Raw genomic sequence first — 20,418 nt, 5'->3', positions numbered from 1 at the left:
AGATGGACATGAACGTTGGTGACTTTCTGCACCGGCTCGACCTCCGGGGACAAGCGCTTAAAGGCACCAACCTTAGCGGTGCGGAATTCCGAGGAGCCAACCTCAGAGGCACTGACCTCCGAGAAACCAACCTCAAAGGCGCTATTCTCAGGTATGCAGACCTGATCGAAGCAGATATGACCGGCGCAAATCTCAGTGGGGCGGATTTAACTGAGTCACTGCTCAATGTAGCCAACCTCACCAAAGCCGATTTGACCGGTGCTGTCCTCCGAGAAGCTACTCTGGTAGGAGCCGAACTGCATCAAGCCAACCTCAAAGGCGCAAGTTTGATCAAGGCCAATTTAGTTGGAGCAAATCTCCTCCAAGCCAACTTAACCAGAACCAATCTCAGCGGAGCCGATTTGCGCGGTGCTCAGATGACCGGCGCGATTTTAGACAAAGCCGTATACAACAACCGGACAATTTTTCCTGACGATATTGATCCAGCCGCAATGGGAGCATTTTTGCTGGCTCCCAATGCGTCGCTCCCAGGATTAAATCTGATTATGGTAGATTTGACTGAAGCGGATTTAAAGGGAGCCGATTTGCGGCGGACAAACTTATACAAAGCTATTTTATTTGGAGCAAAGCTCGATCGGGCAAATTTAGCAGGAGCCAACCTCAGCGGAGCAGATTTGAGGGAAGCCAGTTTGATCTCTACCATTTTAGAAAAAGCTGTTTACAGCAACCAAACATTGTTTTCAGAAGGAATTGACCTCCGTCTCGGCGGAGCTTATTTAATTGCTCCCAATGTATCGCTGCAAGGGGTAAACTTAACCGGAGCCGACTTAAACGGATCGGATTTAAGCGGAGCTAATTTGAGCAATTCTAACTTAAGTTCGGTCAATCTCAAAAATACAGACCTCAGCAGAGCCAGCTTAAAAAAAGCTTACCTCAAAGGTGCCAACTTGGAGGGAACAGATTTAAGAGGAGCCGATTTAAGCAGCGCCATTTTGCACCAAGTAAACTTGAGTTCTGCAGACCTCCGGGGTGTAGACTTAACAAGGGCCGACCTCAGCGGAGCTAATTTAAGCGATGCCGATTTGAGGGAGACAGATTTCACCGGAGCTACTTTGCTGTTCGCTAATTTGAGCGGGGCAGACTTGAGAGGTGTAGACTTAACAAAAGCCGACCTCAGCGGCGCTAAGTTAAACGAAGCAGACCTCAGAAAAGCAGATTTGATGAGAGTAAATTTGGAGGGAGCAGATTTAACTGAGGTAGACTTAAGCGACGCTCATTTATTCCGAGTTAATCTCAGAGGTGCTAACCTGAAAGGTGCTAACCTGAAAGGGGCACATTTGAAGGGCGTATCTTTGACCGACGCTTATTTGAGCGAAACAGATTTGACCGATGTAGAGCTGAGTCCGAGTTGTTTTGAACCGTCATTAGAATCGGAATGGTAATTAGTCATTAGTTGTTAGTGGTTAGTTGTTAGTTGTTAGTTGTTAGTTGTTAGTTGTTAGTTAGGAATGAAAATTTAATAACTTAATTGCTCGTATTGCTGGTTACTTTCGCTCTGCCTGGTAATGCAGGTGCGGAGGCTCTGCCTCCTTCTATCTCGCGGCTTCTGGAGGACTGTAGGAGGTGCTTAAGTTATTAAGTTTTAGCTCCTGAGCCTGAGCAGTTAACAACTAATAGCTGTAAATTCAAAAAGGCGGACAAAAAACATCAGGTAACACTTAACAAATAATTATTGTAAAACAAAAACCACCGCCAATAACGAATAACGAATAACCAATAACGAATAACCAATAACGAATAACCAATAACAAATAACCAATAACCAATAACTAATAACTAATGACTAATGACAAACCGTTAGGATCTGTGATTCAAGGTTCCCTCACTAAGGGATTAGAAGTGCGACTGCACGCTGATGTTTCGGTGGAAGATATGAGGGTGGGGAAATTTTTAGTAGTGCGGGGGGTGCGATCGCACTTTTTCTGTATGCTAACTGACGTGTCTCTGGGAACATCCAGCGGACGCATTTTATCCAACCCTCCTAACCCCAACGACGATTTTTTGATCGCAGTGCTCGCAGGTAGCAGCACCTACGGTACGATCGAGCTTTCGCCGATGTTAATGCTGAGTGCAGAAAAAGAAAAATCTCAAGCAATCTTCGATCCCAAAAGCAAGGGATTCCCTGAAAAGGCGGCGGCGTTAGGCAATTTGGGTTCTTTTGAGGCGCAAAGCGGGGCAGATATGGAACTGCTGCCGGTCAAAACTATTCCCAGCCACTTTTCCCAGGTGTTTGATGCTAAAGAAAGCGATTTTAGAGCGGTTTTTGGCTGGGAAGATGACCCGTACCGCCGCAATTTTGCGATCGGCAAACCGATTGACATGGACGTTCCTGTGTGCTTGGATTTAGACCGATTTGTGGAACGCAGCAACGGAGTTTTTGGGAAGTCGGGAACGGGTAAATCTTTTCTGACGCGCTTGGTTTTGTCGGGAATTATTCGCAAGCAAGCTGCTGTCAATCTAATTTTTGATATGCACTCGGAGTACGGGTGGGAAGCGGTTTCCGAAGGAAAACAATTTAGCACTGTTAAAGGTTTGCGGCAGTTGTTTCCCGATAAAATTCAGATTTATACGCTCGATCCAGAATCGACAAAACGTCGGGGAGTTCGTGATGCTCAAGAGTTGTTTTTGAGTTTCGATCAAATTGAAGTGGAAGATATCTCGCTGGTGCAGCGGGAGTTGAATTTGTCGGAAGCTAGTATCGAAAATGCAATTATTTTGCGAAATGAGTTGGGAACTGGTTGGATCAACAAGTTGCTGGAAATGACCAACGAAGATATTTCAATGTTTTGTGAAGAAAAGCGGGGGAATAAATCTTCGATTATGGCTTTGCAGCGCAAATTAGAACGTTTGAACGATCTAAAATACATTCGCCAACGCTGTCCAAAAAATTATGTGACAGAAGTTTTGCAGTGTTTAGATAGTGGGAAAAATGTAGTCATTGAGTTTGGTTCGCACTCGGATTTGCTGTCGTATATGTTGGCTGCAAATGTGATTACTCGCCGCATTCACGCATCTTACGTGAAGAAAGCAGAGAAGTTTTTGCAGAGTAAGAATCCGTGCGATCGCCCGCAGCCTTTGGTGATTACCATTGAGGAGGCTCACCGCTTTCTCGATCCGGCGATCGTGCGATCGACTATTTTCGGTACGATCGCCCGCGAAATGCGAAAATACTTCGTCACCCTGCTAATTGTAGACCAGCGTCCCTCCGGTATCGACGGCGAGGTGATGTCGCAAGTCGGCACCCGGATCACTGCTTTGCTAAACGACGATAAGGACATTGATGCTATCTTTACCGGCGTTTCAGGAGGCCAAAGTTTGCGATCGGTTTTGGCCAAACTCGACTCGAAACAGCAAGCATTAGTTTTGGGGCACGCCGTACCGATGCCGGTAGTCGTGCAGACTCGTCCCTACGACGAGCAATTCTACAGGGAAATCGGGGATATTGACTGGCAAGAAATGCCGGACGAACAAGTGTTTGCTGAGGCAGAATCTGCTAAAATGGATCTGGGATTTTAAGATATAGACAATTCCTAGATCAATTGGAGTAATTACTTAACTTTTATTGTAAATTAATCCTTATTCCTAAAAACTTTCTCCCCCTACTCATGAAGGAAACAGCTAGTTTTTGCCTTATAAATCGATAGGCTTGGTTCAATAGGGTTCACTCAAGACAGATCGCTCCTTAAAAAAGAGGGATAAAATGCCCTAAAAGTCCTCATTTTTAAGGGAGGATTTAGGGGGGACTCCAGGACATAAATAGTTTTATGTGCACCGTATTGGGCTTGGTATAAGAGATTCCGACAGGGGAAATCCCTGGAAAAAAGACACTCTTATTTGCTTCGTACTTAGCAATGATAATCTTAACCCAAGCCTATTGAATTCTAAATTAGAATGTGCGGCGATCGACAGTTAAATAACATTAGCCCTCATCTAGGAAGCCCGTATATACACCCCTCCTATCCTCGCTCCTCAATTTCCACAATTTAAGATAGATAAAATTTAGGCATTTAAACGCAAGTTCTAAGGATTTGAATATTTTTTAGCAGCTAGGATTAGGAAAGAGCGATCGTCTCTAACTTTAGGAAAACCCCAAATCAGAGTTTAAGTTATATTAGTGGCTTGTGACATTCTCGGCTGTCACAATCGATTGTCAGGGAATTTTGCAACATTCCATATATTTTTTGATACAATATAGGGTGGCTTTGCGGCGCGATCGCAAGTTTGAAAGTAGCAAATATTCAAATTCCAGTCTGTTGAATTCCCAGTATAAACAAACACAACTATAACGAGCAGGATCGGTGAATGTACGGTTTAGTTAACAAAGCGATCGAAGAAATGGTTTGTTCTCGCTTCGGAGAAGAGACTTGGGAAACCATCAAAGAAAAAGCAGATGTAGACATTGACTTTTTCATGACAATGGAAGCTTATCCAGACGATCTGACTCACCGGCTAGTACATTCCGCCAGCGAAGTGCTAGGAATGAGCCCAGACGAGATTTTACAGGCTTTCGGGGAATATTGGGTAATCTATACCGCTTCCGAAGGCTACGCCCAAATCCTCGATCTGGCGGGAGATAACCTGCGGGAGTTTCTAGCCAACCTCGACAATCTCCACGCCCGCGTCGGGTTGAATTTTCCTCAGCTTCAACCGCCTTCGTTTCAGTGTACTCACAACTCCGAAAATAGTATGGAACTTCACTATTACTCTCACCGCCAAGGGTTGGCACCAATGGTGAAGGGGCTGTTGAAAGGGTTGGCGTGCCGATTCCAAACAGAGGTAGAAATTGAGCAAACAAGCGATCGCACTCAGGGTGCAGATAACGACGTGTTCTCCATCCACTACAAATCTAACTGAAGCTATAGCCTCGATCGCAAACATGAGCTATTCATCAATTAATTAATAATTGCTAAATTTAATACCATTTTTCTAAAGATATGCTATGGATTAAGTATTAGCCCCCCCAAAGCATCGGGGGGATTGGGGGGGGTAATATCTAGCGCTACTTTATGAAATTGCTATAAAATCTAAACTCTAAACTCTAAACTCGTACCTCATCTTTTTATCGAAAAGCTATATTATGGTTCCCCCTGCATTTAGTTCTCCTCCTTTGATATTTGCAAAGGCTTTTCCATTTCATTTAGCATTTCGGAGACGGGAGACTGAAATTATCCATTTGGGAGATGTTTTAGCTCGAATTTGCCCAGAATTATCTTTAGGAAGTTCCCTGAAGGAACATTTTCGGATCGAACGCCCCAAGATTTCCGTAGAATTTGACGTGATTCGAGAAAAGTCGGACTCGATGTTTTTGATCGAATATTTGCACAGTAAAATCTTACTTAAAGGGCAGATGGTGCCGGCGGAAAATCCAGAAATCATCTTTTTCCTCGGTTCTCCTTGGATCGAAGACTTAGCCGATCTCACTCCGCTGGGGCTGACAATTAACGATTTTGCTCTTCACGATCGGGTAGTGGATTTGCTTTTATTGTTGCAAGGACAGAAAACTGCCTTAGCGGATGCTAAAAAACTCACTGATAAATTAACTAAACAGCGAGCTCAATTGCGATCGGCATTACAGGAAGCAGAACAGGCGGCGAATGCTATGGCCCAAACTCAACAACTCAAAAAAACTCTCCAAGAATTGCAGCAAACCCAAGCGCAACTGATCCAAAGCGCTAAAATGTCTAGCCTGGGTGAACTTGTGGCTGGTGTAGCTCATGAGATTAACAATCCCATCAACTTTATTGTCGGTAATCTCGACTACGCCAGCGATCGCATTCAACAATTGTTGCAACTGATCAAGCTCTATCAAAAATACAATCCCGATCCTGCACCGGAAATTGAAGCTTATGCAGATGAAATTGAATTGGATTTTTTAGATGAAGACTTGCCTAAACTTTGTTCTTCCATGCGGGTGGGTGGTGACAGAATTCATAATATCGTGCTGTCGCTGCGTAATTTTTCTCGCCTAGACGAAGCGGAAATGAAGTTTGTCGATATTCACGAAGGGCTAGATAGTACCCTGCAAATACTGCAACATCGCCTCAAGGCAAATAATGGCCGCTCGGAAATTGAAGTGATTAAAGAATATGGCCCTCTGCCACTTATAGAATGTTATCCAGGACAGCTCAATCAGGTGTTTGTCAATCTACTTGGCAATGCGGTAGATGCTTTAGAAAGCCAGAAGCAGGAGGGCCCTCAGATTCGGATTCGCACGGAACTTTTGCCGGCGGACGATCGCGCCAGAGTGTTAATTTCCGATAACGGGCCGGGATTTAGTAAAGAAGTTGGCGATCGAATGTTTGACCCCTTTTTTACCACAAAACCTGTAGGTCAGGGTACAGGCTTGGGGCTCTCGATCAGTTACCAGATTATTGTTTTGAAACATCAGGGGTTGATTCGCCCTGTTGGTGTACCGGGAGAGGGAGCGGAGTTTTGCATTGAAATTCCCTTGAAGCAAAAAATTATGGCTGATGGGATCTAAGCCAGTTTTTAAGCTGCGATCGCCCTCAAGAATTATCTGCCTATGAGGGGGAGATTGGTAGAGGGGGAGATTGGTAGAGGGGGAGAGGGGGAGATTGGGAGAGGGGGAGAGGGGGAGATTGGGAGAGGGGAATATGGCATTGAAATTTACAATTTAAATGCCCAACAGCCACTTTTTCTAGTCGGAGTCATGTCACACATCTTACTCGCTCACAGCATAATTTGCATATCATACTTTATAATAAATGTCAAGAAATATTTTAAATGGTAAGTGCAGCGAATACGGCGATCGGGTTCGGTTATCTCGCATCCCAGCATCTAGGCAGGGAGAAAAATTCAAGCGATGATAGAACAGAGAGCAAAAAAAGCCCTCGAATTGCATGAGTCTGTTTGTATGAGTAGGTTTGCATGAGTATTGTGAAGTTGAGTTGCAGTTAAAACTAGCAAGGAATTGAAAACCTTAAGGAAAAATGTAGAATCTTGACCTTAAGACAGAGGTTTTTACCCTTTACGATCCTCAAAATTTGGAATAATATTGAGTAAAGTAAACTTAAATTCACTTCGCCGGAACAAGCTGTTAAAGCTAGCAATTTACGGAAAATCGACGGGGATTACTAGACAATCAAGCACAAAATTAATCCCAAACAACAAGCTTCTACCGATCGTCACCGATAAACAGGAGGGGGTAATATCCCCTCTGTCGCAGTCTCGATCCCACTTACAAGAGTGGGACAGGGTATCACCAACTTTTTATCTGTTGTTACAAGGAGTGCAAAACTCACCCATGTCCACTACAACCCCTAAAACCAAAACAGTGAAAGCCGATCGCACAAGCAGTCGGCCATACTCCTCAACGGATACGGTTCGTACCTATCTGCACGAGATCGGTCGAGTACCCCTGCTAACCCGAGAAGAAGAGATTATTTTCGGCAAGCAGGTACAGCAAATGATGAAATTAATCGAAGCCAAACAATCACTGGCTAAAGAATGGCAGCGGGATCTGACGAACCAAGAGTGGGCTGCCGAAATGGAGTTGACAGAAGCTGAACTGAACAGGATTTTGCAGTTGGGGCGGCGCGCCAAGCAAAAGATGATTGAAGCGAATTTGCGCCTAGTAGTGGCGATCGCCAAAAAATACCAGAAACGCAACATGGAATTCTTGGATTTAATTCAAGAAGGCACCCTCGGTTTAGAACGAGGAGTAGAAAAATTTGACCCGATGCGGGGATACAAGTTTTCTACCTACGCCTACTGGTGGATTCGCCAAGCAATCACCCGCGCGATCGCCCAACACGCCCGCACCATTCGATTACCAATTCACATCACCGAAAAACTCAACAAAATTAAAAAAGTGCAGCGGGAACTCACCCAGCAGTTGGGTCGTTCTCCCTCCCCTGCAGAAATTGCCTCCGCCTTGGAACTGCACCCTTCCCAAATTCGGGAATACCTGCTGATGGCAAGACATCCAGTTTCTTTGGACTTGCGGGTTGGAGACAACCAAGATACAGAACTGCAAGAACTCTTAGAAGACGAAACCGCATCTCCAGACAACTACATTACCTCGGAATTGCTGCGGCAAGACCTGAATACTTTGATCTCAGAACTTACCCCGCAGCAGCGAGATGTGATCGTTCTGCGCTTCGGTTTGGAAGACGGCACCGAAATGTCCCTGGCGAAAGTGGGAGAACGGCTAAATCTCAGCCGGGAACGAGTGCGGCAGCTAGAACATCAAGCCCTCGCCCACCTGCGGCGGCGCCAATCTCAAGTCAGAGAATATTTGGCTAGTTAGTGACTTAAAGAGTTGAGAATTTTACCAAAATCTCAACTCTTTTTTCGTATTGGTGCTGCTGGTAATGATGTTTTTATTTGAAAGGTCGATCGCCCGCTCGGGCGATCGCAAACAAAATTTATTAAAACTAATTTTAAATGAGAGTTCAGGAACCGGGCGGGCGATCGCAAGTTCAAGTTAATAGCCCGCGTTAAGCCAAATACCCGGTTTCTCTACAAGCTTTTTGAAACTGTTACAAGAGTTGATTCGAGGCAGCTATGTGACATACCCGACACTCATTTTGTAAACAAATAGAGTGCAAGCTTCCTCTTTCAACGGGAGAGCCTTATTAGAGCCATCTCTAAGCTGGTCTTATCCTCCCTCCGTAGGTTTTACTTACCCGAAGGTGGTACTTACTAGCAAGATAATTACTTATCTTCGAGGCAGACTCCCTGTGTCCCAAGGAGTAGAATTGTTGATTTTTTCACCCATCCATCAGCTCTTTTACGGCCCAGCGGGATATTGGGGCTATCAGTCAGAAACTGATAGGTGGTGTCTAGCCTTTATACAACGGAAAGTTCGCCCACAACGGCTACTCTTATCATCCCCGCTTAGTTCGATCCTATCATGGATTCGCTATCGCTCAATTTGTTGGCTGCTCGTTTTCATCCCGTCACTCATCCTGTAAACGGATAGAGTGTGGGACTTCCCACTCGTATTAGTTAAAATTTTGGGGTAGAAGAGTGGTGTTAAATTATTTGATATTAACAAGCGGTGTACAAGGTCTGGCGATCGCCCTGGCCCTCTCGCCCGGTAACTTCAGCATCGGATTCGCCCTGCGCGAATTCCGACACTCGGACATCAAATCCGGCGTTTCCATCTCGCAATCCCCCGCCAATCCCCAGCCAGATACAGCATTCACAGGTTTAGCAGACGGTGTTTACCTCTACGGCCAGTCCAACAAGCCAGATGAAATTAAAAAAGAATATTTTGTCTTTGAAATGAGACAGAGTAAAGTAATTGGGGCTTTTTACCTGCCTCAGTCTGATTTTTACTGTTTTTACGGCAATCTAGACCGAACTCGGTTAAATTTAACAGTAGTGGACAGTTACGACGGCACTAGCTCTCCCTACTCCGTCAACCTGCAACGGTATCAGCAACTTTCCGCCCCTAGCGACAACGACCGGCGAATTTTGGGTATTTGCAAGGAAGCTCACAAACAGCAAGTGTGGGGAAAGTAATATTATTTTTCTAAAGATTTGGATCGCGGTATCGATTTGTTGTATTGTTTGGGGAACTGCTATTAAAACTAGAGCGAGGCACCAATCTGCCTGCAGCAAAAACAATCTCGAAATCTAGTTTCTTCCTCAATGCTTCGCTATCGAACCTGTTATTTTTGCCAGAAATCAGGCTTATTTAACGAATCCAAGCGTAATTTTTTGGCTCCATTGACTACAGCGAAGCGAAATAAGGCGCATTTTTTGAATGCCAGAACCTAAACCCAACCTTTTTTCTGAGAATATTTTCCCGTTTGGCTAAGATATTGTTTCGCGAAAAACCAGGCTCGATCGCCATGCCCGAAGTCAGCGGATGTTAGCTGTATACTGCTTAAGAAGGCATTGCTAGGGTGCGTCAGACAAAAAACAGGAAATACCGGAGAAAATGTAGGCCTCTGACGCACAGTCAAACTACAACACTCTCGGACGGTAGACTGCGCCACGCCATCCGTCAGGGTTCAGGAAACAGCAAGAAAATTGCTCCCGAACCCTGCATTTTTGACAGATACCACACACTCGGCAAGATGAAACTGCGTCGAAAAACACTATCAATAGTTGGCATTACCATCGCTGGGCTGACTAGCATTCTATATGCCGCCTCCTCAAGCATCCTTTTGAGCAGCCTTGTCAAAGCAGAAGAACAAGAAGCCACACAAGTTGTCAAGGGAGCGCTCAACGTGTTCGGCCAAACCGCCGATGATTTTAACTTGCGCTTTGCCGACTGGTCAGCCTGGGACGACAACTACGCTTTCATCCAAAACGGTAACAAAGAATTTATCGCTTCCAATTTGATTCCCGAAGGACTGGCTAATGTGAGAGTTAACATAGCCCTATTTGTCAATACTTCGGGCAAAATAGTTTACGGTACGGGTTTCGACAGCCAAAAGGTGAAACTAACCCCTGTTCCAGAAGCATTAAAAAAGCGCATTTCTCTCAGCGACCCGTTGTTGCAGCACCCCAACATCAACAGCAGCCTCGCTGGTATTCTGCTGCTACCGTCAGGGCCGATACTGATTGCTTCCCGACCAATTGTCACTACAAAAAACACTGGCCCGATTCGAGGCACGCTAATATTCGGGCGCAATTTGGATGCTGCGGCAATTGCCAGGATTTCTAAAATTACTCGCTTGCCTCTGACTGTACGCAGCGTTAATGAAGTTCAGTTACCTGCTGACTTTGTGGAAGCGCGCGAGAAACTGTCGGGGAAAAAACCGATTTTGGTGCGCCGTGTCAGCGAAGATTTGATGGCAGGTTACACTCTGATCCGGGATATTTACGATCGACCCGCACTGCTGCTGCGAGTTGATATACCCAGAGAAATCTACCGCCAAGGTCAAATTAGTTTGTTGTACCTGCTGGTGTCTGTAACGTTAGCGGGCATTGGGTTTGTCGGCTGCACTCTGCTGTTGCTAGAGTATCTGGTGCTGTCTCCCTTGAGCGGTTTGGCTTCATCAGTGAACCGTGTCAGCAGCAGCCAAGACCTCTCGATGCGGCTGCAGGTGACGGGCGAAGACGAGTTGTCCGACCTTGCCCATACTATCAATGGAATGCTCGGGGCGATCGCCAGTGCCGAAAACGAACAACTAGAAGAAAAAGCCCGCTACCGAGCCGTAGTCGAGCAAGCTACAGATTGTATTTTCCTGTGGGACGCTCAAACCAAACGGCTTTTAGAAGCCAATACAGCATTTAGAAACTTGCTCGATTACAGCCTGGAAGCAATATCGCAACTGACTATTTACGATATCACCGCCTACTCCCAAGACCTAATTGACAACAATATCGAGTCCCTGCTGGCCGACAAAAAATTCAAAATGGGCGAAGTTCTCTACCAGCGCCGAGACGGTTCCTGCGTGGACGTAGAAGTCAGCGCCAGCGTGATTTCCTACGGAGGGCGCGAGATTATTTGCACTGTTGTCCGCGACATTACCGAGCGCAAACAAGCCGAAGCCGAACTGCGAGCCTCCGAAGAACGCTACAAACTTTTGTTTAAATACAACCCCCATCCCATGTGGGTTTACGACTTAGAAACCCTCGAATTTATAGCCGTCAATCAAGCAGCTATCCACCACTACGGCTACACTCGCGAAGAATTTCTCGACATGACCGTTGCCGACATTTATCCTCCCCAAGAACTGCCAAGATTGCTACAAAATATATCCCAAGTAGATGCAGATATTGACTTTGCCAGCCTGTGGCAGCACCAGAAAAAAGACGGCAGAATTATTGACGTAGAAATTACTTCTTATGCCTTGATATTTGATAGCAAAAATGCTGAATTAGTCATGGCTCACGACGTGACAGACCGCTTGCAAGCCGAGGCAGAACTGTACCAAGCAAAGGAAGCAGCAGAAGCAGCTAATTTGGCGAAAAGTCAGTTTTTAGCTAACATGAGCCACGAACTGCGAACTCCTCTAAATGCAATTATCGGTTACAGCGAAATTTTGCAAGAAGATGCTTTAGATTTGGGCGAAGAAAATTTTATTTCTGATTTAACAAGAATTCATAATGCCGGCAATCATTTACTGGGATTGATTAATGATATTCTGGATTTATCGAAAATAGAAGCAGGTCACGCGGAACTTGAATTGACAACTTTTGACCTGTCCGACGCAGTTCAAGATGTCGCCAAAACTGTTCAACCGCTATTTTTACGAAACACCAATCGTTTGAATATTGAGTGTCCTAAAGATATTGGCGAATTGCATTCCGATAAAATTAAATTTACTCAAATTTTGTTTAACTTGCTCAGCAACGCCGCTAAGTTTACCGAAAAAGGGACAATTACACTCAGCGTGGAAAAAATCAAAAACGAGCAGAATAGTTGGGATGCTGAACAGTTTATATTTAAGTGTACGGATACGGGAATTGGGATAACTCCCGAACAGCTACAAAAGTTATTTCAACCTTTTACACAAGCTGATGCTTCGACTACTCGCAAGTACGGAGGTACGGGTTTGGGTTTGGCAATAGCACAGAAATACTCTGAGATATTGGGGGGAGAAATTACGGTGAATAGCGAGTTTGGCAAGGGTTCAACTTTTACTCTCATGTTGCCGGCATAGGATATATTTGATATTTGATATCAATTCCGGTTGACTGTTGACTGTTGACTAGGGGGCGAAAAACTGAATGGTTGAGTGTTCTTTTGTTGCGGACACTAAGGAATAAAAATTTAATAACTTAAGCGATTGCTCGTTATATCGTTTCCGCTTGCATCGTCAGGTGATTTAACCGGCGCTAGAACACAGAGTACACAGAGTCCGAGAATATATATCTGAATTATTCCGATGAAGAGAGGATTTGATATTACCAGGAAGAGCCTGGTAATGCTTCTGGGGCGAGGAAGAGCCTCCTTTGAGGAAGGCAACTTACAGGAGAGAGGACTGTAGGAGTTGTTTAAGTTATTAAGTTTTCGATTCTAAGACGCACTACGAACCATATTAATATTCAATACCTGCTTGAGCTTTAATCCCTTGTTCTCGGAATGGATGCTTAATTAAAGTCATTTCAGTAACCAAATCTGCCCGTTCAATTAATTCTGGTGGCGCGCCTCTACCTGTTAAAATAACATGAGTTTCTTCTGGTTTTTGTTCTAAACCGGAGAGAACTTGCTCTACTTGCAAATAACCCAGTTTTAATGCTATATTAACTTCATCTAGCAGCACTAATTTAAATTCGGGATTGCAGATAAAAGTTAAGGCTTTTTCCCAGGCTTTTTGAGCTGTTGCGATATCTCGATCGCGGTCTTGCGTGTCCCAGGTAAAACCTTCACCCATTGCATGAAATTCTAGCTGTTTTTCCCACATTTCAAAAACGGCTTTTTCTGCAGGTTCCCAAGCTCCTTTGATAAATTGTACTATGGCGACGCGGTATCCGTGACCGAGCGATCGCACAACCATGCCCAAAGCAGCCGTAGTTTTGCCTTTACCGTTGCCGGTATTGACAATTATCAAACCTTTGTCTTTAGCAGCGTTGGCAATTCGCTGCGCCTGCACTTCTTGGCGGCGCTGCATTTTCTGTTTGTGCTGTTCGGCTGTTAGGGAATTTGTTTCTTTAGTTTCCATTAGAGTTGTTTTTAACCGCAGATTGGGGACTCAGAAACCGGGTTTTTTAATACATACTTCGTTGCAACCCGCAAATTCGAGAAAAAACCCGGTTTCTAGGCTTCGGATTTAACTATTATGTCCACAGCGATCGCAAGTTTAGCACGAAACCGGGCAAAATATCTTCTCCTGATAGCTCTGCGGGACTTTCCAAAACTTCTGTTGCTTGTCCTTGGCGGTAGATTTCTACTCGGCGGGTTTTACGGTTGATTAACCAGCCTAATTTTACTTGATTTTTCATGTATTCTTGCATTTTGTCTTGAGTATCCTTGAGACTGTCAGTCGGCGACATTAACTCTAAGACAAAATCTGGGGCGATAGGAGGAAATTTTTGTTTTTGTTCGGGAGTCAGTGCATCCCATCTTTCTTTTTTGATCCAAGAGACATCGGGAGAACGATTTGCACCGCTGGGGAGTTTGAAGCAAGTTGAAGAATCGAAACAAACTCCCAGTTTAGTTTGTCGGTTCCAAATCACAAAATCTGCATTAATTTCTGAATTGCTGTTTCCGGTTTCTCCTCCTGTGGGTGACATGACGATTATTTCTCCTTTGGCGTTGCGTTCAAATTTGACATCGGGGTTTTCGCGACACAGTTGATAAAATTGGTCGTCGGTGATTTGGGCGATCGCATCAAAATTAATGGTAACTGCTAGCATGGTATTATCTGTTGGTAAATCGGGTGGCATCAGCCGGGAAAATCCGCCAACTAATCCGAATATTGAACAATTAGGATTTGTCTAAGATTTAATTGACTCGGAACCAGCGATAGCCGTAAGCTTGTAAGGGAATAGAGGGCGATCCGTCATCGAGAGATTCGTACAGGCGATCGCCAAATAAATCAATAAGATTGGTGTATTCGTTAGATTTGAGAGTAACCCTGCAAGGTTTGTCGGCTAGATTGTGGACGAGAAGCAATGTCCTGCCTTCCCAGTGACAGCAGTGGGCAATAACCCAAGAACAGTCGGTTTCCAAAATTTGCCATTTTCCCCTACCGAACTCAGGACATTGCTTGCGGATGCGGATTGCACGTTCGACCCAGTTAATTAATGAGTTAGGATCGCGCTGCGCTGCGGCGACATTGACTTGTTTATAACTATATTCTCCGCTGGCGATCGCAGGTTTGGCAAGAGCATCAGTTGCAGCAGTCGAGAAGCCACCATTTGGAGCATCTGACCATTGCATCGCCGTGCGGACGCTGTTTCGACCTTCCAACGAAAGGTCATCTCCCATGCCAATTTCTTCTCCATAGCGCAGCATTGGTGTACCGGGCAAAGTGAACAGCAAGCTATAGATTAGTTCAATCCGGCAACGGTCATTTCCCATCATCGGCGGTAAGCGGCGGCGAATCCCGCGCCCGAAAATTTGCATTCTTTTATCGGGGGCGAATGCTGCAAAAATTTCCTCTCGTTCCGATGAAGAAATGCAGTCTAGCGTCAGTTCATCGTGGTGGCGCACAAAATTCAGCCACTGACAAACATCAGGAATCTCCGGTAAGATTTTTAGTCCCTCGCGCAGGGCTGTGGATTCTTGACGCGCTAGGGCTAAAAACAGATATTGGTTCAACAAAAAGTTGAACAGGACGTGCATTCTGTCGCCCCGATCAAAGTAGACGTGAATGCGATCGGGCGCGACATTTGCTTCGGCCAGCAAAACTGCATCAGCCTGACGCGATGACACAAATTCTCTCATTTCTTCCAAGAAACATCGCAGGTCATCGGGGCTTGTACCTTCGGTGGCAGTTTCTTTAATTAAAAAGGGAACAGCATCAATCCGAAATCCAGACACGCCCAGTTCTAGCCAGAAACCCATAATTTTGCAGATTTCTTCTCGTACCGCCGAATTGGTAATATTCAAATCTGGCTGTTCTTTATAGAAGTGATGCAAATAGTAAGCGTTTGCTTGTTCGTCGTACTCCCAAATACTGTCCTCGGCATCGGGAAACACCAGCTTACTTGGATCGGTTTTGGGTGGATTTTTTGACCACACATAGTAATTGCGATACTTGGAATTTTCATCGCTACGCGCTGCAACAAACCAAGGATGTTGGTCGGACGTATGATTTACTACCAAATCGACTAGCACCCTAATTCCTCGTTCCCCTGCTTGGTGCATGAACTCGACAAAATCTCCCAGAGTTCCCAGTCGCGGGTCAATGTTGCAGTAATCCATCACATCGTAACCGTTGTCGCGGTTAGGGGAAGGATAAAACGGCAACAACCACAAACAAGTAATTCCCAGTCCTGATAAATAATCTAGTTTGTTGGTAAGTCCCTGAAAGTCACCCACACCATCCCCGTTCGAGTCTAGGAAGGTTTCAACATCAAGGGAGTAGACTATTGCGTCTTTATACCAGAGGTCTTTCATAGTTAGTTGAATTGAGATCTTGTATCTGTGGCAAAAACCGGATTTCTAACCAAAAATTAGCATTAAAATCTATATTTTTGGTTCAAAAACCCGGTTATAAGTTTATTGATAATGGTGCAAGATGTTCTATCGTGTCCGATCGACTGTAGGAAAATGCGATCGCGCGTGCGGATTTGAACCCTTGGCATTTTACGGACTAAAGTCCGCACTGCGAAGTTTTTTTGTGGTCATCGATAAGATGCCATATCGGGCAAATATGCCATCTTTTGTAAGTCTTGACGGCATAGGAGTTGGTTTTTTTGCGGCCAACTACTCATCTACCCAATTGAGCAACCCAAGAGAGGTAACAGCTCCAAAAAAGTGAGCGCCAATCATATTGACGTTTGACATGGTTACAAAAATATCTAGGGAACGAATCACATTTTCTGGCGTATTAGTTGCGAGCGCTTGTGGTTGAGCGAGGCTTTTTGCTAAAACTAGACCCACTGTTTCTTCCGAAGCGATAAACGCGATCAGTAGCCCCACTAAACTAGAATTTAATCCAATTCGTAAGGCTTGAGTAATATCTTCTTTGCTGGGATAGAACTCCATATCGCCTCCTTGTAAACGTCTGCCTAAAAGCCGATATCGAAAATCCCAAAATATCCTAAAAGCAAGCAATACAATACCAACTATCGCTAAAACTATGCCGAACCCAATACCTGGATTATTGGGTTGCTCGCTCAGGTTGCGGCTCAACATGGCAAGTATTAAAGTAATACCGGAAACTGCACCAAACAATAACTGTACCCAAAAGCTAAATCGACTGAACCAGCGAAAATTCTCGACGAATTTGCTTTGGAGGAGTGGTGGCGATACGGATACGGATTCTGATTGATTCATTATATACACCTTATTGCTGAATTGATAATTATCACAAACGAAACAAGGAAGAGGTTGTTTCGGCCGATAGTCTGGGTGCCGTGCGATCGCTCCTAGACGCATCAATGCCTTTAAACCTTAGTTTTTTACTTACAGCAGATTGCAGGTTTATAGGTACTATCAATATCCCCGTAGGGACACGGCACTGCCGTGTCCCTACAAGAGCTATGTATCTCACATACCTGAAAAGTGCTGTAATCTTCGGGTAACAACCAATGATTTTAGTGCATCAAACTCGGTTTTTCATCATCCCGAAGTGATATCATGTGCGATCGATTACCATAGCAAGAATAGTTCGTAATGCGGACGACCGTCCTCCGTTTAAGCTCAAACTAAAGTCCGCACTACGAATCGCGTGCGATCGCACACGATATGAACGAGCTATTAGACTTCTGCTTTAAAAACCTGTAAAGAACAGGCTATTTGAGCCTGTTCCCCAAGAGTTATTTGAGAGCTCTATTCCTCAATCAGGAATGGCTGAGGGATACACGCCTGTAGCAACTAGCACGGGTTTGTTGGTATACTCGGCTTCTAGCTTCTGCTTTAAGGTCAAATCCCATTGCAAATCCTATTCGCGATCGAGTTCAGCGATAACGAACTGACGCAGTACACCGGTTACGGCAACTTTCTCCCCTTCTTTCACGCTTGTTTTTGGAACGGTGTGTATCACTAACAAATCTTCTCCGCCAATTAATTTGTTTTCATCCAATGTGAACGACTTGGGACTTTTGATGCTGTCAACTTTACCACTTACCGCTAGGGTTTTGCCATAGTATTTTTGGGGATTTGAGGTGAGTTCTCCTGGTGTGGGGGCTAGGGCCATCGATTGTGCAACGATCGCGGGTTTATTTTCGTAATCGGCGTACTGATTTGGCTGTAAGCTTAATTTGTACTCGCGCTCAATATCTGCAAGCACAAAGTTGCGAACAGTTCCCGTTACTTGAATATCTTGACCCGATTCAGCCGGCAGTGCAAAAGGCTTACCTGTGGCATTGACAACCAAAATCGGTTTGCTGCCAAAAAACTTTTGATCGCTAATTGTAAAAGTCGATGGGCTTAATTTATTGATCGGTTTACTTCTGACTGTCACAGTTTTACCGAGGAGTTCTGCTGTTCTATCGACCACATTCTCAGTTGTCGTCGCAACCGTTCTGGGCGTTGCAGGTGCAGGTGCCGTAGCTTCCCGCTGTGGGGTAGAACAAGCCGGAATTTGCACTGCATTTGGGATAGTCAAAGTAGCTCTAGAATACGGAGTTCCTCGCAGGACAAAAGAAAGTTCAGTTCCCGACTCTAATCGCTGTACTGGATACGCCGTAAAACTGTCGATATCCGAGGATACTCTGCTTTAAGCAACTTGGAGAGAGGGTTTTGGACTAGCTTTTACCATTTCTGGCAAACAAATAGTAGCACTCAACAGAGTCAGTGCAATTGTGGTTGACAATGATTTTATTTTCATAAAATTCTCCTAAATCGAAACAACAAACCTCTTTATACTAATAAAATTTAATGAAAAAAAATTAGCAAAAGATTGATTTTTTATGTTCTACATTTCAAAACCTTGCTTGTATACCCATTTAACCTAAAATCTCCCCGCCTTGCCATCGGTCTGAGGCCCTAAGAAAATATCCATCTGATGAAAGGCGATCGACCAAAAATTGATCGTGTTGCTTTGCGTTAAGCGCGATATGTCGATCGGACTATTGACGACAAATGCACCGGGCGCGTCCATTCTTGCAATGCCCACAAGCTAGTTAGGGCAGCTATTCCAGAACCCAAACTATCCATAATCAAATCGATAATCGTATCATCTAGACTGCAAATCACTTCGCTAAAAAGAACCATAGCAGCCGTCGATTCGGTAATTTCCTACAAAGCACCGCAATTCCCAAACTGGTGATTGTTAGCAAGTACAGCAGTTGGCGATCGCCAAAAATAGTCAGCATTCAACTGTAGGCTAAAAAACTCAATGCTAAAGTCACAGCAAAAATTGTGAAAGCATGAACAATTTCATCATAATGCCCGGCTGATAAAATAGTCCCCAAACCCAGCCTCCAGCATTGAGTAAAGTAGCAAACACAAACAGGAGATCAAACAGCGCTAGTAAGAGATTTTTCATCACTACAAACACCACGGATGCTACTAAAAATAATGCTAGCGCCAAGGCATTTTGCCAAGTTCCCTGACTGACAGCAGCTATTATTGCTATGGTGAATAAGGCCTGCCAAAGCTGCAACTCGATAGCCGCGCCAATTTGTAATTATCATGACTATCTTTCCGTCTTAACAGAAAAATTTTTATTAATTTTGTTGGAAGCGAGCAGTTTATCAGTGCAGAATTTGTCGGTAACGAGCTTGAACTAATGAGTAGATGCCATAGGAAATCAAACCCAAAGCCACTAAACCGAGAATCCACGGGCCAAACGGATGTTGTTCCAGGGAGGCCAGCACCTCACGAAATCCTTTAGCTTGACTGGCATCTGATTGCTTCGCAGCTTGAATTAAGAAAAAGCCGATGATAGTGAAGACAATGCCACGAGCCGCAATCCCCAGTCTACCCAGTCGCACGGCCCAAGTTTGCTCGTTGTTACTCATTTCATGAAGTTTGAATTGCTGGCGGAATTTTCCCTTAAATGCTTTATAAAGGTAAGAGAAACCCACACCGATCGTCATTGCTCCCCCCAGCCCTACCAGCCATTGACCAAAAGGTTGAGATAAAAACAAAGCTGTCCAATCTTGAGTTGAATTGCCGCTGCTACCACCACCCGAACCGATAATTAATTTGACAGCCGTCACGGCCAAACCTGCATAAGCTAACGCACTAAAAGCGTAGCCAATGCGCGTCGCAATTCGCTTGGCATCCATTTTTTCGCCAGCGTGTTCTGGATCGAGAACCGTTTGAGCAATCCGCAAAAGGACGTACCCAATAATACCAATTGTCACCAAAAATAGCAGGAATTTTCCGAAGGGTTGGGAGACAATTGTTGCTAATGCACCCTTAGTATCGGTTGTTTTACCACTAGATCCAAAAGCAGCTTGTGCGGCAAGAAAACCGATGATAAAGTAAACTAAGCCTTTGGCGGCATATCCGAGTCTTGCCAGTCGCTCGAACCAGGGTTGAGAACTTGCGCGTCGGACAGGTTCTGTGATGCTATCGGTGGGTGAGTTGCGCCGTGTCATATTTTTCTACAATTTGGAATTAGTTGGGTATTCCAGCCGCCTATTCATAAATTTATTGCGATCGCGCAGCGTGCCGGAGGCAGATTGCTCGCCTATTTTTGGTTAGTAAGAGGACAAGCAAAAAAGGGAAATTCTGAGTAAAAAAGGTTTTTTTAAGGCAGATATAGTATTTGTATCTATTCCACTATAATTTTCTCCTGTTCAGAGAGTTTTGGCATCCCTCCAGGTAGGTAAATCAGTCAGGGCGATCGCCATCAAATAGCCTCTGTG

Annotated in this window: 16 protein-coding genes; 7 read left to right on the top strand and 9 right to left on the bottom strand. The window is 44.7% G+C overall.

Annotated features, from left to right (window positions below; translation table 11 throughout):
- Positions 1-2 precede the first annotated feature (2 nt).
- From QUA97_RS14875 to QUA97_RS14845, 7 genes are all read left to right on the top strand, one after another.
- Positions 3-1,442 carry a pentapeptide repeat-containing protein gene (locus QUA97_RS14875; RefSeq protein ID WP_442922526.1) on the top strand — a complete coding sequence of 480 codons (1,440 nt, stop codon included), beginning with the start codon at positions 3-5 and terminating at the stop codon, positions 1,440-1,442.
- A 397-nt stretch (positions 1,443-1,839) separates the two neighbouring features.
- Positions 1,840-3,576: an ATP-binding protein gene (locus QUA97_RS14870; RefSeq protein WP_333195076.1), complete on the top strand. Its 1,737-nt coding sequence runs from the start codon at positions 1,840-1,842 to the stop codon at positions 3,574-3,576.
- Positions 3,577-4,362: 786 nt separating this feature from the next.
- Complete coding sequence (locus tag QUA97_RS14865; protein ID WP_333195073.1) at positions 4,363-4,914, top strand: heme NO-binding domain-containing protein; 552 nt, start codon at positions 4,363-4,365, stop codon at positions 4,912-4,914.
- Positions 4,915-5,137: 223 nt separating this feature from the next.
- On the top strand, positions 5,138-6,541 hold the full coding sequence (locus tag QUA97_RS14860) for a sensor histidine kinase (RefSeq protein WP_194070760.1): 1,404 nt from the start codon (positions 5,138-5,140) through the stop codon (positions 6,539-6,541).
- 783 nt (positions 6,542-7,324) lie between these two features.
- The gene (locus QUA97_RS14855; protein ID WP_333195071.1) at positions 7,325-8,329 is read left to right on the top strand and encodes an RNA polymerase sigma factor, RpoD/SigA family; all 1,005 of its coding nucleotides are present in this window, start codon (positions 7,325-7,327) and stop codon (positions 8,327-8,329) included.
- Positions 8,330-9,066: 737 nt separating this feature from the next.
- Complete coding sequence (locus QUA97_RS14850; RefSeq protein WP_333195069.1) at positions 9,067-9,549, top strand: hypothetical protein; 483 nt, start codon at positions 9,067-9,069, stop codon at positions 9,547-9,549.
- 560 nt (positions 9,550-10,109) lie between these two features.
- Positions 10,110-12,647, top strand: a complete 2,538-nt coding sequence (locus tag QUA97_RS14845; protein ID WP_333195067.1) for a sensor histidine kinase — start codon at positions 10,110-10,112, stop codon at positions 12,645-12,647.
- 378 nt (positions 12,648-13,025) lie between these two features.
- Here the strand turns inward: QUA97_RS14845 and cobO are convergent, their stop codons facing one another.
- From cobO to QUA97_RS14800, 9 genes are all read right to left on the bottom strand, one after another.
- A complete protein-coding gene (gene cobO / locus QUA97_RS14840) occupies positions 13,026-13,649 on the bottom strand; it encodes a cob(I)yrinic acid a,c-diamide adenosyltransferase (protein ID WP_333195066.1) in 624 nt (207 codons plus the stop codon).
- A gap of 115 nt (positions 13,650-13,764) precedes the next feature.
- Positions 13,765-14,343, bottom strand: coding sequence for a Uma2 family endonuclease (locus QUA97_RS14835; RefSeq protein ID WP_333195064.1), 579 nt, complete (start codon positions 14,341-14,343; stop codon positions 13,765-13,767).
- An 88-nt stretch (positions 14,344-14,431) separates the two neighbouring features.
- On the bottom strand, positions 14,432-16,051 hold the full coding sequence (locus QUA97_RS14830) for an alpha-amylase family protein (RefSeq protein WP_333195063.1): 1,620 nt from the start codon (positions 16,049-16,051) through the stop codon (positions 14,432-14,434).
- A gap of 309 nt (positions 16,052-16,360) precedes the next feature.
- A complete protein-coding gene (locus QUA97_RS14825) occupies positions 16,361-16,933 on the bottom strand; it encodes a DUF3611 family protein (RefSeq protein WP_333195061.1) in 573 nt (190 codons plus the stop codon).
- 607 nt (positions 16,934-17,540) lie between these two features.
- A complete protein-coding gene (locus tag QUA97_RS14820) occupies positions 17,541-18,206 on the bottom strand; it encodes a hypothetical protein (RefSeq protein WP_333195059.1) in 666 nt (221 codons plus the stop codon).
- A 440-nt stretch (positions 18,207-18,646) separates the two neighbouring features.
- Positions 18,647-18,814, bottom strand: coding sequence for a hypothetical protein (locus QUA97_RS14815; RefSeq protein WP_228050344.1), 168 nt, complete (start codon positions 18,812-18,814; stop codon positions 18,647-18,649).
- Complete coding sequence (locus tag QUA97_RS14810; RefSeq protein WP_333195058.1) at positions 18,793-18,915, bottom strand: hypothetical protein; 123 nt, start codon at positions 18,913-18,915, stop codon at positions 18,793-18,795. The genes QUA97_RS14815 and QUA97_RS14810 overlap by 22 nt, the downstream gene beginning before the upstream one ends.
- 32 nt (positions 18,916-18,947) lie before the next feature.
- On the bottom strand, positions 18,948-19,205 hold the full coding sequence (locus QUA97_RS14805) for a hypothetical protein (protein WP_228050343.1): 258 nt from the start codon (positions 19,203-19,205) through the stop codon (positions 18,948-18,950).
- Between the two features lie 91 nt (positions 19,206-19,296).
- On the bottom strand, positions 19,297-20,148 hold the full coding sequence (locus QUA97_RS14800; protein WP_333195057.1) for a DUF1206 domain-containing protein: 852 nt from the start codon (positions 20,146-20,148) through the stop codon (positions 19,297-19,299).
- Positions 20,149-20,418: the final 270 nt, after the last annotated feature.

Source organism: Microcoleus sp. CZ3-B2 (genome assembly GCF_036705055.1).
Classification (GTDB): Bacteria; Cyanobacteriota; Cyanobacteriia; order Cyanobacteriales; family Microcoleaceae; genus Microcoleus.
The sequence above is the reverse complement of the archived record's forward strand: the minus strand, read 5'-3'. Positions and strand labels throughout refer to the sequence as shown.

Excerpts from the sequence above, each read along its gene's own strand:
- QUA97_RS14835 (WP_333195064.1), bottom strand. The coding sequence starts at position 14,343 with ATGCTAGCAGTTACCATTAATTTTGATGCGATCGCCCAAATCACCGAC.
- QUA97_RS14810 (WP_333195058.1), bottom strand. The coding sequence starts at position 18,915 with ATGCTGACTATTTTTGGCGATCGCCAACTGCTGTACTTGCTAACAATC.
- QUA97_RS14830 (WP_333195063.1), bottom strand. The coding sequence starts at position 16,051 with ATGAAAGACCTCTGGTATAAAGACGCAATAGTCTACTCCCTTGATGTT.
- QUA97_RS14865 (WP_333195073.1), top strand. The coding sequence starts at position 4,363 with ATGTACGGTTTAGTTAACAAAGCGATCGAAGAAATGGTTTGTTCTCGC.
- QUA97_RS14855 (WP_333195071.1), top strand. The coding sequence starts at position 7,325 with ATGTCCACTACAACCCCTAAAACCAAAACAGTGAAAGCCGATCGCACA.
- QUA97_RS14870 (WP_333195076.1), top strand. The coding sequence starts at position 1,840 with ATGACTAATGACAAACCGTTAGGATCTGTGATTCAAGGTTCCCTCACT.
- QUA97_RS14800 (WP_333195057.1), bottom strand. The coding sequence starts at position 20,148 with ATGACACGGCGCAACTCACCCACCGATAGCATCACAGAACCTGTCCGA.
- QUA97_RS14815 (WP_228050344.1), bottom strand. The coding sequence starts at position 18,814 with ATGGTTCTTTTTAGCGAAGTGATTTGCAGTCTAGATGATACGATTATC.
- QUA97_RS14875 (WP_442922526.1), top strand. The coding sequence starts at position 3 with ATGGACATGAACGTTGGTGACTTTCTGCACCGGCTCGACCTCCGGGGA.
- QUA97_RS14860 (WP_194070760.1), top strand. The coding sequence starts at position 5,138 with ATGGTTCCCCCTGCATTTAGTTCTCCTCCTTTGATATTTGCAAAGGCT.
- cobO (WP_333195066.1), bottom strand. The coding sequence starts at position 13,649 with ATGGAAACTAAAGAAACAAATTCCCTAACAGCCGAACAGCACAAACAG.
- QUA97_RS14845 (WP_333195067.1), top strand. The coding sequence starts at position 10,110 with ATGAAACTGCGTCGAAAAACACTATCAATAGTTGGCATTACCATCGCT.
- QUA97_RS14825 (WP_333195061.1), bottom strand. The coding sequence starts at position 16,933 with ATGAATCAATCAGAATCCGTATCCGTATCGCCACCACTCCTCCAAAGC.